Raw genomic sequence first — 12,962 nt, 5'->3', positions numbered from 1 at the left:
CACAGGGTGTTAGAATGCCCTTCGTGCGTTCACGCGGAATGCGGGCGCACCAGGGGTCGATTTTTCAGACAGGAACCGAGTACGATGGCAGGCACCAGACATTTTCTCGATCTTTCGGCCGTGACGGCCGCCGATCTCCGGACGATCATCGACGACGCCCGCGTCCGAAAGGCGGCAACCAAGGCCGGAACCGCCGAGAAGCCGCTCGCCGGCAAGATGCTGGCGATGATCTTCGAAAAGCCGTCCACCCGCACACGCGTGTCCTTCGACGTCGGCATGCGTCAGCTCGGCGGCGAAACCCTGTTCCTGTCAGGCACGGAGATGCAGCTCGGTCGCGCCGAGACCATCGGCGATACGGCCAAGGTCCTGTCGCGCTACGTCGACGCGATCATGATCCGCACCACCGACCACCGCCGCCTGCTGGAATTGGCGGAGCATGCGACGGTACCCGTCATCAACGGTCTCACCGACGATACCCATCCCTGCCAGATCATGGCCGACATCATGACCTTCGAAGAGCATCGCGGACCGGTGAAGGGCAAGACGATCGCCTGGACCGGCGACGGCAACAATGTCCTGCACTCGCTGATCGAAGGCTCCGCCCGTTTCGGCTATCGCATGAACATGGCTGTGCCGCTGGGCTCCGAGCCGCAGGACAAGATCCTGAACTGGGCCCGCAACAACGGCGGCGAGATCCTGCTGTGTCACGAAGCCGAGCAGGCCGTAGCCAACGCCAATTGCGTCGTCACCGACACCTGGGTGTCGATGAACCAGGAGCATCGTGCCCGCGGACACAACGTGTTCCAGCCGTTTCAGGTCAATGAAGCGCTGATGAAGCACGCGGCCTCCGATGCGCTTTTCATGCATTGCCTGCCGGCGCATCGCGGCGAGGAAGTGACCGACGAGGTGATCGACGGTCCGCAGTCGGTCGTCTTCGACGAGGCCGAAAACCGCCTGCATGCGCAGAAGTCGATCATCGCCTGGTGCATGGGGCTCGTCTAAGCGCCTTGCCGGCACGAATGCGGCGTGGTGCGCGCTGGCGCAGCCCTTCGGTAGCTGCTGCGCGAGGGCGGGCTATTGACATCACCGCCGCGCGACACGATCTAGGCGGCATGTGGGGCGCTCCTGACAACGGTGAAGCGCCGACTGCAACGGGTTGTGCGCGGCGCGTTGGCGAACGGCACATACCCGATGGACTATCCGTTCATTGCGGGATCAATTGAGACAGCGGGCACGTTGCGCCGGGAGGATAGGAATGTCCCGGGCGCAACGCAGTTGGCTGATGCAAGGAGCAAGACATGACTGACATGACACCAGGGCTTGGTGAATTCGACTTTGCCGGTGACGATCACGTCGTGCCTTTCCAGGTGGAAGGCCTCGATGTGCGCGGCCGCGCCGTGCAGCTCGGCCCGATGCTGGACGCAATTCTGGAGCGCCACAACTATCCGCTTCCGGTGGCGCGGCTCGTTGCCGAAACCATCGTGTTGACGGTGCTTCTCGGCACCTCGCTGAAGTTCGAAGGCAAGCTGATCGTCCAGACGCAAGGGGACGGCCCGGTCGATCTCGTCGTCGCCGATTTCTCGACGCCGGACCGCGTGCGCGCCTATGCCCGCTACGATGCGGATGCGCTGGCCGCCGCCGAAAAGGACGGTCGCACCCTGTCGCATGAACTGCTCGGCAAGGGCGTGCTCGCCTTTACCATCGACCAGGGCGCCCATACCCAGCGCTACCAGGGCATCGTCGCACTTGACGGCGCCACCTTGGAAGAAATCGCCGGCGTCTACTTCCGCCAATCGGAGCAGATCCCGACCAAGGTCAGGCTCGGCGTCGCCGAGCTGCTCGACCGTGATGAGAACGGCAAGCCGCGCCATCGCTGGCGCGCCGGCGGCATGGTCGCGCAGTTTCTGCCGGAAGCGCCTGAGCGCATGCGCCAGCCTGATCTCTCCGGCGGCGATGGCGACAACGGCGAAAGCGTCGTCGAGGATGACGATCACTGGGCGGAAGCCAAGGTGATGGTCGAGACGATCGACACCGACGAGCTGACGGACCCGACGGTCGGAACCGAACGCTTGCTCTACAGGCTGTTCCACGAGCGCGGTGTGCGCGTCTATGAGCCGCAGGCGGTCTATGACCGTTGCAGTTGCTCGCGCGAGAAGCTCCGTTCGGTGCTCGCCAATCTGGAAGCGGATGATCTCGAAAGCACCATCGAGGATGGCGTCGTGAAGGTCACCTGCGAATTCTGCTCGACGACCTATCGTTTCGAAGCCAGCGAAGTGCGTCCGCAGGAGCGGGCCTCGCTCCGGACAAACTAAAGCGCGCGTCGCGATCTTTCAGATTCGCTCCTTGCGCTTTAAGCCCTTGATATTTTGCATGTCGTTATCGCAAAGCCGCTGCACACTTTTGCGCGACATGTTTTAGTTCAGGGTGCGCACGAGCCCGGGTGAATCGAGCGAGAAGGCGGGGATGGCCACGTTGAAGGTCTCTCCGCCTTCTGATTCCATGCTGTAGTGGCCGAACATCACGCCCGATGGCGTGTCCAGCGGGCAGCCCGACGAATATTCGTAGGTATCGCCGGGATTGAGCAGCGGCTGCTCGCCGATCACGCCGGGGCCGCTGACCTCGTCGACCTGCCCGTTCTCGTCCGTGATATGCCAGTAGCGGGTCATCAGCCGCACGGCTGCGTCGGAATGGTTGGAAATGATGATGCGATAGCCCCAGACATAGCGGCCGTCATCAGGGTCCGACTGCTCTTCGAGATAGTACGGCTCCACCGTAACTTCTATGTCGCGGGTCAAAGCGCGATACATGGGCAACACCTTGCTTCAGGTCTTTCAGGGTATTCTACAGCAAGATGGTTTCGTCAAGAATAACGGCAAGATTGTGCGTACCCATTCTGGGGCAATGGCTTGCGGCATCATGAGTGGGTGTTTGAGCCCTCTCGTTCCCGCTGCCGCTGCTGCGTAACGCGGAGATCTGCTGCAAGGGATCGACGGCCGCCGCCTGCTGCGGCGGCCGTATGTTTCGGCGGGGTTAGGCCTTGACGGCCTTCAGCGCGCGGGCGAAATCCTCGACAACGTCCTCGCTGTCTTCGATCCCGGCGGAGAAGCGCACCGTGCCGGCGGAAATGCCGAGTTCTTCGCGGGCCTCGTCGGTGAGGTTCTTGTGCGTCGTCGTTGCCGGATGGGTGATCAGGCTCTTGCTGTCGCCGAGGTTGTTGGAGATGCGAACGATCTCGAGCGCATTCTGCAGCGCGAAGGCTGCGTCCTTGCCGCCCTTCAGTTCAAAGGCGACGAGGGTGGAGCCGCCGGTCATCTGCTTGGCAATGATGTCGGCCTGCGGGTGATCCTTGCGGCCGGGGTAGATGACCTTGGCCACCTGCGGCTGCTCTGCCAGGAAGTCGGCGACGCGGCGCGCGGTTTCCGTCTGCTGGCGCACGCGCAGCGGCAGGGTCTCGATGCCCTTCAGCAGCGTCCAGGCATTGAACGGCGACATGGCCGGGCCGGTGTGGCGGAAGTAGTCGTGCAGGTTCTCGTTGATCCATTCCTTGTCGGAAAGCACGACGCCGCCGAGGCAACGACCCTGGCCGTCGATGTGCTTCGTGGCGGAGTAGACGACGATATGGGCGCCGAGTTCCAGCGGCTTCTGGAAGAGCGGGGTCGCGAACACGTTGTCGACGACGACCTTCGCGCCGATCTGGTTGGCGAGCCTCGCCACGCCGGCGATATCGATCACTTCGAGCGTCGGGTTGGTCGGGCTTTCGAGGAAGAAGACCTTGGTGTTCTTCTGGATCGCCTTTTCCCAGTTTGCGAGATCGCGGCCGTCGACCAGCGTGCATTCGATGCCGTATTTCGGCGCCAGCGTTTCGACGACCCAACGGCAGGAGCCGAAGAGCGCGCGCGCGGCAACGATGTGGTCGCCCGCCTTCAACTGGCACAGGATCGCCGCGGAAACGGCAGCCATGCCCGAGGCCGTGGCGCGCGCGTCTTCGGCGCCTTCCAGCATGCACATGCGCTTTTCGAACATGTCGTTGGTCGGGCTGCCGTAGCGGGCATAGATGAAGCCCTCGGTCTCGCCCTTGAAGCGGGCTTCGGCCGCTTCCGACGTTTCGTAGACGAAGCCCTGAGTCAGGAAGATCGCTTCGGAGGTTTCGCCGTGCTGCGAGCGGGTGGTTCCGCCATGAACCAGTTGCGTTGCCGGGCGCCAGTTTTTGCTCATGTGACGATCACTTTCAAAAACAAAAAAACCGGCCGCGTGAAGGGCCGGTTTGACACCCGGCCTTTTTAGCTACTTGTTTAACGTGGCTGCAAGCCGACCGGCCAAATCACCACGGGATAAAGCTCCAATACTGCTTGGGTGCGCTTGCGTCAATTCCCGGAGTTTGGTTTTGTCTCGCAACTGGAAAGAGGACTGCAATGGGCCGCGACACTGGGATTTTGGCCGACCGCGCGATCGCCGCGCTGTTCGAAACAGGACGTCTGAAGAGCGAGAGGCCGCTGGATGCTGATCAGATCCAGCCGGCAAGCCTCGACCTGCGCCTTGGCGCCAAGGCCTTCCGCGTCCGCGCGAGCTTCATGCCCGGCCCATCCCATCTCGTCGCCGACAAGCTTGACCGGCTGAAGCTGCACGTGGTCGATCTGACCGACGGCGCGGTGCTGGAAACCGGCTGCGTCTACATCGTGCCGCTGATGGAAAGCCTGGCGCTGCCTGCGGGCATGTCGGCCTCGGCCAATCCGAAAAGCTCGACCGGCCGCCTCGACATCTTCACCCGCGTCATCACCGACCGTGCCCAGGAATTCGATAAGATCCCGGCCGGCTACAGCGGTCCGCTCTATCTCGAAATCAGCCCGCGCACCTTCCCGATCGTCGTGCGCCGCGGTTCGCGCCTGTCGCAGATCCGCTTCCGCATGGGGCAGTCGCTGCTCTCGGAGCAGGAGTTGCTGGCGCTGCACGAGAGCGACGTTCTCGTGGCGAGCGAGCGCCCGAATGTCAGCGGCGGCGGCATTGCGCTCTCGATCGATCTCAAGGGCACCGGCCCGGACGGCCTGATTGGCTACCGTGGCAAGCACCACACGGCGGTCATCGACGTCGACAAGAAGGCGCAGCACGCGATCTTCGACTTTTGGGAGCCGCTCTACAGCCGCGGACGCGACGAGCTGATCCTCGATCCGGACGAATTCTACATCCTCGTCTCGCGCGAAGCGGTGCATGTGCCGCCGCTTTATGCCGCCGAGATGACGCCGTTCGATCCGCTGGTGGGCGAATTCCGCGTGCACTATGCCGGCTTTTTCGATCCGGGCTTCGGCCATGCGTCTGCCGGCGGCAGCGGCAGCCGCGCCGTTCTGGAGGTCCGCAGCCACGAGGTGCCGTTCATCCTCGAGCATGGGCAGATCGTCGGCCGGCTGATCTATGAACACATGCTGGAACGTCCCGACGGCCTCTACGGCCTCGGCGTCGGCTCCAACTACCAGGCGCAGGGCCTGAAGCTTTCGAAGCATTTCCGCGCCGAGTAGGGGATTTTGCATGGGACCCTCATGCGATACCGCGCAAGGGTCCTTGACAGATCGTCCAGGTTCGGGAAATTTCGCAAGTCTCGCGGGTGTAGTTCAGTGGTAGAACGCCAGCTTCCCAAGCTTGATGTCGTCGGTTCGATCCCGATCACCCGCTCCAATTCCCGCTGATCTTTGTGTTGCCTCGTACTTCTAGAGGCTATGGCCAGTTGCGATCGCGACGGATAACTTGGTACGCGATGAATCATCAAGCGGTTCTAAGGGCCGCCCCTTGCCACATGAGACGTGCCGGCCCGCTGCCCATGAGATTTCTTTCCCTGATTGCCCTTTGCGCGTCCTTGATCGCAACGCCGCTGGCGGCACAGCCCAAGGACCTGCCCATTCTATTCGATGCGCGCGAACGGATCGCCAAGCCCGATCTTACGGGCCTTGCCCGCTTGCGCTTTCTGACGACCGTGGACTTTCCGCCGTTCAACTTCATCGACCAGTCAGGCAAGCTCTCCGGCTTTCACGTCGATCTCGTGCGCGAGATCTGCCGCGAACTCGACATCGAAGCCAAATGCCAGATCCAGGCCGTTACTTATGCGGAACTTCTGCCGGCGCTGGAGCAGGGGCAGGGCGAAGCTGTTGCCGCCGGCATCGCCGTCGGCCCGGAACTGCGCCAGCGCTTCGGTTTCTCGCGTGCCTTCATGCGGCTTCCGGCGCGCTTCGCCATCAATTCCAAGGCGGCCGGCGCCGTGGCGGGTCCGCAGGACCTCAGGAGAAAATCCGTCGGTGTCGTGGCGGGGACGACGCATGAGGCCATGTTCAAGGCGTTCTTCCCGAAGATCGAGGCCAAGGTCTTCCCGGATCGCGACGCCATGCTGACCGCGCTGCAGAAAGGTGAGGTGCCGGCGGTCTTTTCCGACGGCTTGCAGCTTTCCTTCTGGGTTTCAGGCGCGACTGCCGGCGGCTGCTGCGCGCTCGTCGATGGCGCCTATTTCTCGCAGCGCTTTCTCGGCGAAGGCCTGACGATCATGAACCGAAAATCCGAACCGGCCCTGACCCAGGCTATCGACCACGCGCTGCTGGCGCTGTCACGCAGCGGCCGGCTCGAGGAAATATACCTGCGCTACTTCCCGAATGGCATTTACTGAGCGCAAGCTGGCGTGACCGCAAGCGATTGAAGGCACTACCGGCGGAAGCGGGCAAGCGCACCGCGCTCGATAGCCGCGCAGGTGAGCTTGTCGAGACCCAGGCGATCGCGCAGCAATTGCAGCAGCCGGATCTCTTCGTTGCGAATGCGCTGGTCCGCCGCGGCGATTTCGACGGCAAGTGCATAGGCGGTCTCGTGGAATTTTTCGGGAAGCGCCTCGCGTACGATTTCCAGGACGATGTCCAGGCCCTCGGGAGCCGCGAGCTGGGCGGAGCATTCGTGGCCGATATGGACGAGCTGGTTCTCGTCGAAACCGTCGAAAACGGGCAGGAACTGAACAAGCCGGCCGATGCGGGCGAATTCGTCGTCGCTCATCTCGCGGTCGACCGCCGACATCATCACCATGACATAGACGAGCGCTTCGTGGTGACTGAGGTCTGGCAGCATGGGGCTTTCCGACGGTAGGGCAATTCCGGGAAAAGCGTGAAGCGGTTTCCGTGCGGAAATGCGGAGTTTCAAAGAGCCAGATCATCTCAATGAAACAGCGAGACGATCCGGATGGCTGAGAGCTGGGAATTGCCTCGGCCGTTTATAAGTCCGGCTGCGGCTCCTCCATACCGGTGCCGAGGGTTGGATCATCTGATGTCATCGGCGTGTGGCTGAGGTCGCGCGGATCCTCGCCATAGAAGCCGAGCTTTGCCTGGCGCGCGGCGTCGGCTCGTTTCTCCAGCGACGAGCCGGGTACCGGTGTCGCCCAGCCATTGTCGACCAGCCAGGTCGCGAGGTCCTGCCCACCGAGCGAGCAGGAAGCGGTGGCCGATGGGCCGGCGCTCCCTTCGGGCATGTCGCAGCTCACGGCACGGGCGCGCAGAAAGTTCCGGAAGGCTGTCCGTGCGACGATGCCGCAGGGCCAGCTCTTCCCCCCGGTTTCGCAGGTTCTTTCCGCCTGCTCGGGCTCGATGCCATCGATCTGCACCGTCAGCTTGTCGAACTGGATCACGCCGGCGGCGATCGCCACGGGGCGATAGAGGATGGTCGAGCCGGCGGCGGCCTTCGCTTGCTTCTCCGGTTCCGATAAGGGTGCGCGCGGCTCCGCCCGTTCAAGCGGTGCGCTGGTGACCGTGTCGGGCAGGCCGAACTGCTGCGGCTCGATGGCGCGCGCGGTTTTTTCCGTCGTCGGGGACTGGGGTTGCTCGCCGGCCGCAGAGGCGTCTGGCACGGAAGCGTCGCCAGAGGACGTGCCGGGATCGAGTGGCACGTCTTCGCCCGTTTCGGCCTGATCCGGGGCCGGCTCGATTTCCGTCATGTCGGGCGTTTCGAGAACGAGGTCCGGCGTGGCAGCACTGTCGCGGTCGCGGATGGCGGCTGCACCCGCATAGAGGATGCCGGTGAAAAGCGCGATCGCGGCGATGCCGCCGGCAAGGGTGTATAAATGCTGCCGCATCAGGAAGAACGTCCTATTGGCTGGCCCAGATGATCCGGGCGATCCATTCGATCTGGCTGATCTCGAAGCTCCGGTTCGGGTGCTCCGGGTTGAGGGAAAGGAGCTCGATCGTGCGTGGCGTCTGGCGTGTCAGGACCTTTGCCATGACCTCGCCTTCGCGCGTCTTGACCACCACGCGGTCGCCGCGCCGAACCTGCGCGCCCGGATCGACGATCAGGGTGTCTCCGTCGCGGTAGAGCGGCAGCATGCTGTCGCCCTGGACCTCGAGCGCGTAGATACCGGTCCGGCGTTCCGCGACCGTCGGGAAATCGATCACGTCCCAGCCCTGGCCGGCCGGGAAACCGCCGTCGTCGAAGAAGCCGCCCGCGCCCGCCTGGGCAAAGCCGATCAGCGGGATCGCCGCAGTCGCCGGGGCAGGGGCCTGCGTGCCATCCGGACGCAACAGGCTGGTGAACTGGTCCATCGTCGCGCCCGTCGCCTCGAGCACCTTGGCGATCGATTCCGTCGAAGGCCAGCGTTCCCGCCCGTCGGCGGAGTGGCGCTTGGACTTGTTGAAGGAGGTGGGATCGAGCCCGGCGCGGCGGGCGAGACCCGAAGGCGAGAGCTGATTGCGCTCGGCCAATGCATCGATGGCGTGCCAGATCGTGCCGTGAGACAACATGCGAAGGATCCGGGGCCGAACGGGGCGGCCGCTTGCTGGTTTGATCTGCACCACACTACCGAAACCCCGGGTTCCGGTAAAGAATCCGAAGGAAAATAGTCCTTTTTCCATCATTTGCTTTGGGGGCGACGGACCCTATAGTCTGCTCGACGGACAGGACAGGCTTTCATCGGAGGGAACGCTTTGTTGGCGCGCATGAGATCTGAGCGTCTGCTGTTCGTTGCCCTGGCCGCCGCGATCGTGGGGATGGCGCTGGAGCATCAGCTTCTTGAGATGGGGCGCCTGGCAACGCTGATCGGTGCCGCCGGTCTCGTGATTGCGATCGTGCTGGCGTCGCTGCGCGTTTCGCATCATGCCGAAGTGCTGGCGTCCAAGGTCGGCGATCCCTATGGCACGATGATCCTGACGCTGTCGGCGGTCCTGGTCGAGGTTGTCGTGCTGGCGATCATGATGAGCAGCGAGACCTCTCCGACGCTGGTGCGCGACACGATCTATGCGGCCGTCATGCTCGACATCAACGGCATCCTGGGTCTGGCCGCCCTGCTTGGCGGGTTGAAGCACGGCGAGCAGCCCTATAACGACGATTCCGCCCGCACCTACAGCGTGATGATCCTGACGGCGATGGGAATATCGATGGTCGTGCCGGAATTCGTGCCGGCGGCGAGATGGCATCTCTATTCGGTCTTCACCATCGGCGCGATGATCACGCTTTACGCCCTCTTCCTGCGCATGCAGGTGGGCGTGCACAGTTATTTCTTCAGCTACAGCTATCCGAAGGCGAAGGGCGAGGGGAGCGCGACACAGGGCAGCGCGGACCAGCCGGTGCTGCCGTCGATCGCGATCCTGATTTTCGGCATCGTGCTGATCGGCATGCTGGCGGAAGTGATGTCGGCGCTGTTGACGTCGGGCCTGAAGGGGAGCGGCGCCCCGCCGGCGGTTACGGCCATCGTGGTTGCGGCGATCTCCGCCTCGCCGGAAATCATGACGGCCATGCGTGCAGCTCTTGCCAATCGCATGCAGGCCGTCGTCAACATCGCGCTTGGCGCGTCGCTCTCGACGGTCATCCTGACCGTGCCGGTCATGGAGGCGATCGCGCTCTACACCGGTCAGCCTTTCCTGATGGCCATGTCGCCGGTGCAGACGGTGATGGTGACGATTACCTTGATTGTCGCGGCGATCAACCTCAACGACGGCCAGACCAACGCCATCGAAGGTATGACCCATTTCGTGTTGTTCGCCACCTTCGTCATGCTCTCGGCGATCGGGCTTTGAGCGGTGAAGGTTACTTTCGCGTCGGTCACACCGTGGCCCTTTCTCGCGCCTTCCTTGCCACCACCTCTTCATAGGCGGCCTGCAGCGTGGCGCGCACCCGCGGCGGGCCATCGAGCGGCGCACCGAGATGATCGTGCCGAAGCTCGTCCATGAAGCGATCCCAGAGTTCGGGGCCGCCAGTTTCCATCAGTTCGGCGCGGATGCTGAGCTCTTCGCTGACCGGTAGATAGCGCCGTCCCCAAGCGCCGAGCTGGGCCATGATCGGTACCAGCGCGATCGTCATCTCCGTCAGGCTGTAAATGGCCTTCTGCTTGTGGCTGGGGTCGTCGGCCTTGGTCAGCATGCCCTGCTCGACCAGCATCTTCAGCCGGTCCGCAAGGATGTTCGACGAGATGCCCTCCTGGGATCGCAGCAATTCCCGGAAGTGCCGTTTACCGCCGAAGATCATGTCACGAATGATCAGCAGGCTCCATTTGTCGCCGAACACTTCGAGCGAAAGATTGATCGGGCAACCCGAGCGAATGTCGTCCTTCATTGGCACCTCTTCAAAACCGCTTGCATTATCGCATCAGTGGAGTTATCGTGCAACTGCTTTCAAAATTATATCAGTTTTAATATGAAATCAGTTAGGCAAAGGCCACCCGTTACCGGCTAAGAGGAGACGAGGAACATGACCGAGCGATCCGTTGAACATTCGAGTTTTACCATCGAGCGCAGCTTCAAGGCGACGCCGGAACAGGTGTTCAGGGCGTTCTCCGAGCCGGCTGCAAAGGAACGTTGGTTCGTCACTGCTGACGGCTGGCCGGTGGCCGAATTCAGCCACGACTTCCGTGTCGGCGGCCGCGAAAGCGGTCGCTTCAGCCAGGACGGCGAGACGATCTACTATGACGACACTGTCTATCTCGACATCGTCGAGAACCGCCGGATCATCTTCGCCTATACGATGACCCAGAACGACAGGAGGATTTCGGCCTCCGTCGCCACGGTCGATATCCGGCCTGAGGGTGGTGGATCGCGTCTTGTCTTTACCGAGCAGGCCGCCTTCCTCGACGGGCTCGACAAACTCGACTACCGACGTGAGGGCTGGGAAACGTTGATCGGCTCGCTGGCCAAGGAAGTCGGCGAGACGGTTGCGGCGGCCTGACGGCTGTCAGGTTTCGCAGAGAAACTGATCTATTCCTGAAGAGCGATCCGGTCTTCCGTTGATGCTTCAATGCATGGCCGCGATCGCGCTGCCCGCAATTCCCACGGAAAAGAGCGTGAGGCAGACGGCGGCAATCCGGCGCGGCAGATGTGATGTCGACAAACCTTTCGACATCTGTACCAGCATGGCGCCGGCGCCGATCCAGCTCGCCCCGACGGTGACGACCAGCAGTGAGAAGCCCGCGATCCAGGGCCAGACGGCTGCCAGTCCGGTTTGCGGCAGCAGCACCAGAGCGACGATCAACGCCTTCGGATTGAGCAGCGTCGTGATGAAGACCTGACGGATGGAAATGACGACACCTTCGCTGCGCTCGGCATCGGTGGTCCAGAGTGCATAGGCGAGGTAGAGAACCCAGCAGGCGGCGACGAGCCTCAGCGCAAGGCCGAGCTGCGGATGGGCGGCGAGGAATGGCGCCAGAAGCGCCACGGCCGGAATGATGACGGCGAGATAACCACCGAGCTCGCCGATCAGCAACGGCAGCGAACGGCGGAACCCGATCGAGGCGCCGGAGAGCCAGAGCAGTGTGTTTGTCGGCCCGGGTGTTGCGAGCAGGATCAGGGCGGCAAGGGCGAAGGCGAGCGGCTGCATCTCGTTGGACCTGGTTTCGTGGCCGTTATCGCCGTCTTCTAGCAACGGCGCAAGCGCCCGATCTTGATCTCCATCAAGCGCGTTCTCCGATCCTTCCGGCAAACCATCCCAAGAAATCGCCACAACCGGCCGCGAAACACCCCTTCCGCGTGTATCACGGTCGCGCTATCAGACCTCGGCTGCCGCTCTTCTTCCCGCCGGCGCGATCGAGGCTTCCATGAACAAGACCGTATTGTCAGGCATCGTCATGACGACGTTTTCCTATTTCCTGTTCTCGTTGCAGGATGCGTCGGTCAAATGGCTCGTCGTCGGCTATTCGGTCTGGCAGATCCTGTTTACCCGCAGCATCACCATCCTCGCGCTTTGCCTGATCATTGGCCGCGGCAAGCTGGTGCGCAACGCCGTGACGTCCCCAGTGATCAAGCCGCTGTTCGTGCGCAATCTGCTGCTGCTCGCCGCCTGGCTTTCCTATTTCAACGCGGCGCGCGATCTCGGCCTCGCGGAGATGACGACGCTCTACTATGCCGCGCCGATCATCGTGACGCTGCTCGCCGTGCCGATCCTGAAGGAGGACGTGCCGCCGATCCGCTGGTTCGCCGTTTTCGTCGGCTTCGTCGGCGTGCTCATCGCCTGTGATCCGCTCGGCACCGGCGTGAAGCTGTCGCTGCCCGTGTTCCTGGCGCTCGCCGCCGCCGTCTTCTGGGCGATCGGAACCGTCATGCTGCGCAAGACGGCGCTCCAGGAAACGACCTTGGTGCAGATGACGATCTCCAATGTTTTCTTCATCGCGATGACCGGGCTTGCGGTCGGCTTCTTCTGGACGCCGCCGGCGCTCTTCGACATCGCGCTGATGGCGGGAACCGGCGTGATCGCCGGCATCGCCCAGTACGCGCTGTTCGAGGGCATGCGCCGGGCGCCGATCTCGGTGATCGCGCCCTTCGAATACACCTCGCTCGTCTGGGCCTTCGGCCTCGGCTTCCTGATCTGGGGTGACGTCCCGGCCGTCAACGTCTTTGCCGGCGCCGGCCTGATCTTCGCGGCCGGTCTGCTGATCATCGTCGGCGAACGCCTGGCGCACCGTCGCGCCGGCGCTGTTGCCTAAACCTGGACGGCTTCCCGTGGATCGGACGGCCTCAGAGGTCATGTAGCGG

The 12,962-nt window shown here is 63.0% G+C and carries 14 protein-coding genes, 1 tRNA gene and 1 riboswitch; of the genes, 8 read left to right on the top strand and 7 right to left on the bottom strand.

Translation table 11 applies throughout. The features are described from left to right. The first annotated feature begins 84 nt into the window (after positions 1-84). Positions 85-1,002: an ornithine carbamoyltransferase gene (gene argF / locus ACQ5BM_RS15685; RefSeq protein WP_429812804.1), complete on the top strand. Its 918-nt coding sequence runs from the start codon at positions 85-87 to the stop codon at positions 1,000-1,002. 296 nt (positions 1,003-1,298) lie between these two features. After that, positions 1,299-2,312: an Hsp33 family molecular chaperone gene (locus ACQ5BM_RS15680; protein ID WP_429812802.1), complete on the top strand. Its 1,014-nt coding sequence runs from the start codon at positions 1,299-1,301 to the stop codon at positions 2,310-2,312. A 102-nt stretch (positions 2,313-2,414) separates the two neighbouring features. Here the strand turns inward: ACQ5BM_RS15680 and apaG are convergent, their stop codons facing one another. Further along, positions 2,415-2,807 (bottom strand): Co2+/Mg2+ efflux protein ApaG, encoded by a 393-nt coding sequence (gene apaG, locus ACQ5BM_RS15675; RefSeq protein WP_429812800.1) that lies wholly within the window; start codon positions 2,805-2,807, stop codon positions 2,415-2,417. A 223-nt stretch (positions 2,808-3,030) separates the two neighbouring features. Beyond that, positions 3,031-4,215, bottom strand: a complete 1,185-nt coding sequence (locus ACQ5BM_RS15670) for an O-succinylhomoserine sulfhydrylase (protein WP_429812797.1) — start codon at positions 4,213-4,215, stop codon at positions 3,031-3,033. A gap of 44 nt (positions 4,216-4,259) precedes the next feature. After that, positions 4,260-4,338, bottom strand: a riboswitch (SAM riboswitch). A 74-nt stretch (positions 4,339-4,412) separates the two neighbouring features. On the opposite strand from ACQ5BM_RS15670, the gene ACQ5BM_RS15665 reads away from it, so the two are divergent. The 3 genes from ACQ5BM_RS15665 (at position 4,413) to ACQ5BM_RS15655 (ending at position 6,643) form a co-directional block, all read left to right on the top strand. Further along, on the top strand, positions 4,413-5,510 hold the full coding sequence (locus ACQ5BM_RS15665; RefSeq protein WP_173515501.1) for a 2'-deoxycytidine 5'-triphosphate deaminase: 1,098 nt from the start codon (positions 4,413-4,415) through the stop codon (positions 5,508-5,510). 82 nt (positions 5,511-5,592) lie between these two features. Beyond that, positions 5,593-5,667 (top strand) — tRNA-Gly (locus tag ACQ5BM_RS15660). 142 nt (positions 5,668-5,809) lie between these two features. Then, positions 5,810-6,643, top strand: coding sequence for a transporter substrate-binding domain-containing protein (locus ACQ5BM_RS15655; RefSeq protein ID WP_429812794.1), 834 nt, complete (start codon positions 5,810-5,812; stop codon positions 6,641-6,643). A 35-nt stretch (positions 6,644-6,678) separates the two neighbouring features. On the opposite strand, the gene ACQ5BM_RS15650 is transcribed toward ACQ5BM_RS15655, so the two are convergent. From ACQ5BM_RS15650 to ACQ5BM_RS15640, 3 genes are all read right to left on the bottom strand, one after another. Further along, on the bottom strand, positions 6,679-7,089 hold the full coding sequence (locus tag ACQ5BM_RS15650; RefSeq protein WP_429812792.1) for a tellurite resistance TerB family protein: 411 nt from the start codon (positions 7,087-7,089) through the stop codon (positions 6,679-6,681). Positions 7,090-7,231: 142 nt separating this feature from the next. Further along, positions 7,232-8,086 (bottom strand): thermonuclease family protein, encoded by an 855-nt coding sequence (locus tag ACQ5BM_RS15645; RefSeq protein WP_429812790.1) that lies wholly within the window; start codon positions 8,084-8,086, stop codon positions 7,232-7,234. A 13-nt stretch (positions 8,087-8,099) separates the two neighbouring features. Continuing rightward, the gene (locus ACQ5BM_RS15640; protein ID WP_429812787.1) at positions 8,100-8,747 is read right to left on the bottom strand and encodes a S24 family peptidase; all 648 of its coding nucleotides are present in this window, start codon (positions 8,745-8,747) and stop codon (positions 8,100-8,102) included. A 183-nt stretch (positions 8,748-8,930) separates the two neighbouring features. On the opposite strand from ACQ5BM_RS15640, the gene ACQ5BM_RS15635 reads away from it, so the two are divergent. Then, positions 8,931-10,019, top strand: a complete 1,089-nt coding sequence (locus ACQ5BM_RS15635; protein ID WP_429812784.1) for a calcium:proton antiporter — start codon at positions 8,931-8,933, stop codon at positions 10,017-10,019. A 25-nt stretch (positions 10,020-10,044) separates the two neighbouring features. On the opposite strand, the gene ACQ5BM_RS15630 is transcribed toward ACQ5BM_RS15635, so the two are convergent. Next, on the bottom strand, positions 10,045-10,554 hold the full coding sequence (locus tag ACQ5BM_RS15630; RefSeq protein WP_429812782.1) for a winged helix-turn-helix transcriptional regulator: 510 nt from the start codon (positions 10,552-10,554) through the stop codon (positions 10,045-10,047). A 135-nt stretch (positions 10,555-10,689) separates the two neighbouring features. Here ACQ5BM_RS15630 and ACQ5BM_RS15625 point away from each other — a divergent pair, with 135 nt between their 5' ends. Further along, positions 10,690-11,163: an SRPBCC family protein gene (locus ACQ5BM_RS15625; RefSeq protein ID WP_429812779.1), complete on the top strand. Its 474-nt coding sequence runs from the start codon at positions 10,690-10,692 to the stop codon at positions 11,161-11,163. Between the two features lie 66 nt (positions 11,164-11,229). Here the strand turns inward: ACQ5BM_RS15625 and ACQ5BM_RS15620 are convergent, their stop codons facing one another. After that, complete coding sequence (locus tag ACQ5BM_RS15620; protein ID WP_429812776.1) at positions 11,230-11,811, bottom strand: LysE family translocator; 582 nt, start codon at positions 11,809-11,811, stop codon at positions 11,230-11,232. Between the two features lie 217 nt (positions 11,812-12,028). Here ACQ5BM_RS15620 and ACQ5BM_RS15615 point away from each other — a divergent pair, with 217 nt between their 5' ends. Then, positions 12,029-12,913 carry a DMT family transporter gene (locus tag ACQ5BM_RS15615; RefSeq protein ID WP_429812773.1) on the top strand — a complete coding sequence of 295 codons (885 nt, stop codon included), beginning with the start codon at positions 12,029-12,031 and terminating at the stop codon, positions 12,911-12,913. The last annotated feature ends 49 nt before the right edge of the window (positions 12,914-12,962 follow it).

Source organism: Ensifer sp. B1-9, from assembly GCF_050474445.1.
Taxonomy (GTDB): Bacteria; Pseudomonadota; Alphaproteobacteria; order Rhizobiales; family Rhizobiaceae; genus Ensifer.
This window is presented reverse-complemented; position numbering and strand designations above follow the sequence as displayed.

Bases quoted from the DNA above. Each gene is read 5' to 3' on its own strand.
- argF (WP_429812804.1), top strand. From the start codon at position 85: ATGGCAGGCACCAGACATTTTCTCGATCTTTCGGCCGTGACGGCCGCC.
- ACQ5BM_RS15680 (WP_429812802.1), top strand. From the start codon at position 1,299: ATGACTGACATGACACCAGGGCTTGGTGAATTCGACTTTGCCGGTGAC.
- apaG (WP_429812800.1), bottom strand. From the start codon at position 2,807: ATGTATCGCGCTTTGACCCGCGACATAGAAGTTACGGTGGAGCCGTAC.
- ACQ5BM_RS15670 (WP_429812797.1), bottom strand. From the start codon at position 4,215: ATGAGCAAAAACTGGCGCCCGGCAACGCAACTGGTTCATGGCGGAACC.
- ACQ5BM_RS15665 (WP_173515501.1), top strand. From the start codon at position 4,413: ATGGGCCGCGACACTGGGATTTTGGCCGACCGCGCGATCGCCGCGCTG.
- ACQ5BM_RS15655 (WP_429812794.1), top strand. From the start codon at position 5,810: ATGAGATTTCTTTCCCTGATTGCCCTTTGCGCGTCCTTGATCGCAACG.
- ACQ5BM_RS15650 (WP_429812792.1), bottom strand. From the start codon at position 7,089: ATGCTGCCAGACCTCAGTCACCACGAAGCGCTCGTCTATGTCATGGTG.
- ACQ5BM_RS15645 (WP_429812790.1), bottom strand. From the start codon at position 8,086: ATGCGGCAGCATTTATACACCCTTGCCGGCGGCATCGCCGCGATCGCG.
- ACQ5BM_RS15640 (WP_429812787.1), bottom strand. From the start codon at position 8,747: ATGTTGTCTCACGGCACGATCTGGCACGCCATCGATGCATTGGCCGAG.
- ACQ5BM_RS15630 (WP_429812782.1), bottom strand. From the start codon at position 10,554: ATGAAGGACGACATTCGCTCGGGTTGCCCGATCAATCTTTCGCTCGAA.
- ACQ5BM_RS15625 (WP_429812779.1), top strand. From the start codon at position 10,690: ATGACCGAGCGATCCGTTGAACATTCGAGTTTTACCATCGAGCGCAGC.
- ACQ5BM_RS15620 (WP_429812776.1), bottom strand. From the start codon at position 11,811: ATGCAGCCGCTCGCCTTCGCCCTTGCCGCCCTGATCCTGCTCGCAACA.
- ACQ5BM_RS15615 (WP_429812773.1), top strand. From the start codon at position 12,029: ATGAACAAGACCGTATTGTCAGGCATCGTCATGACGACGTTTTCCTAT.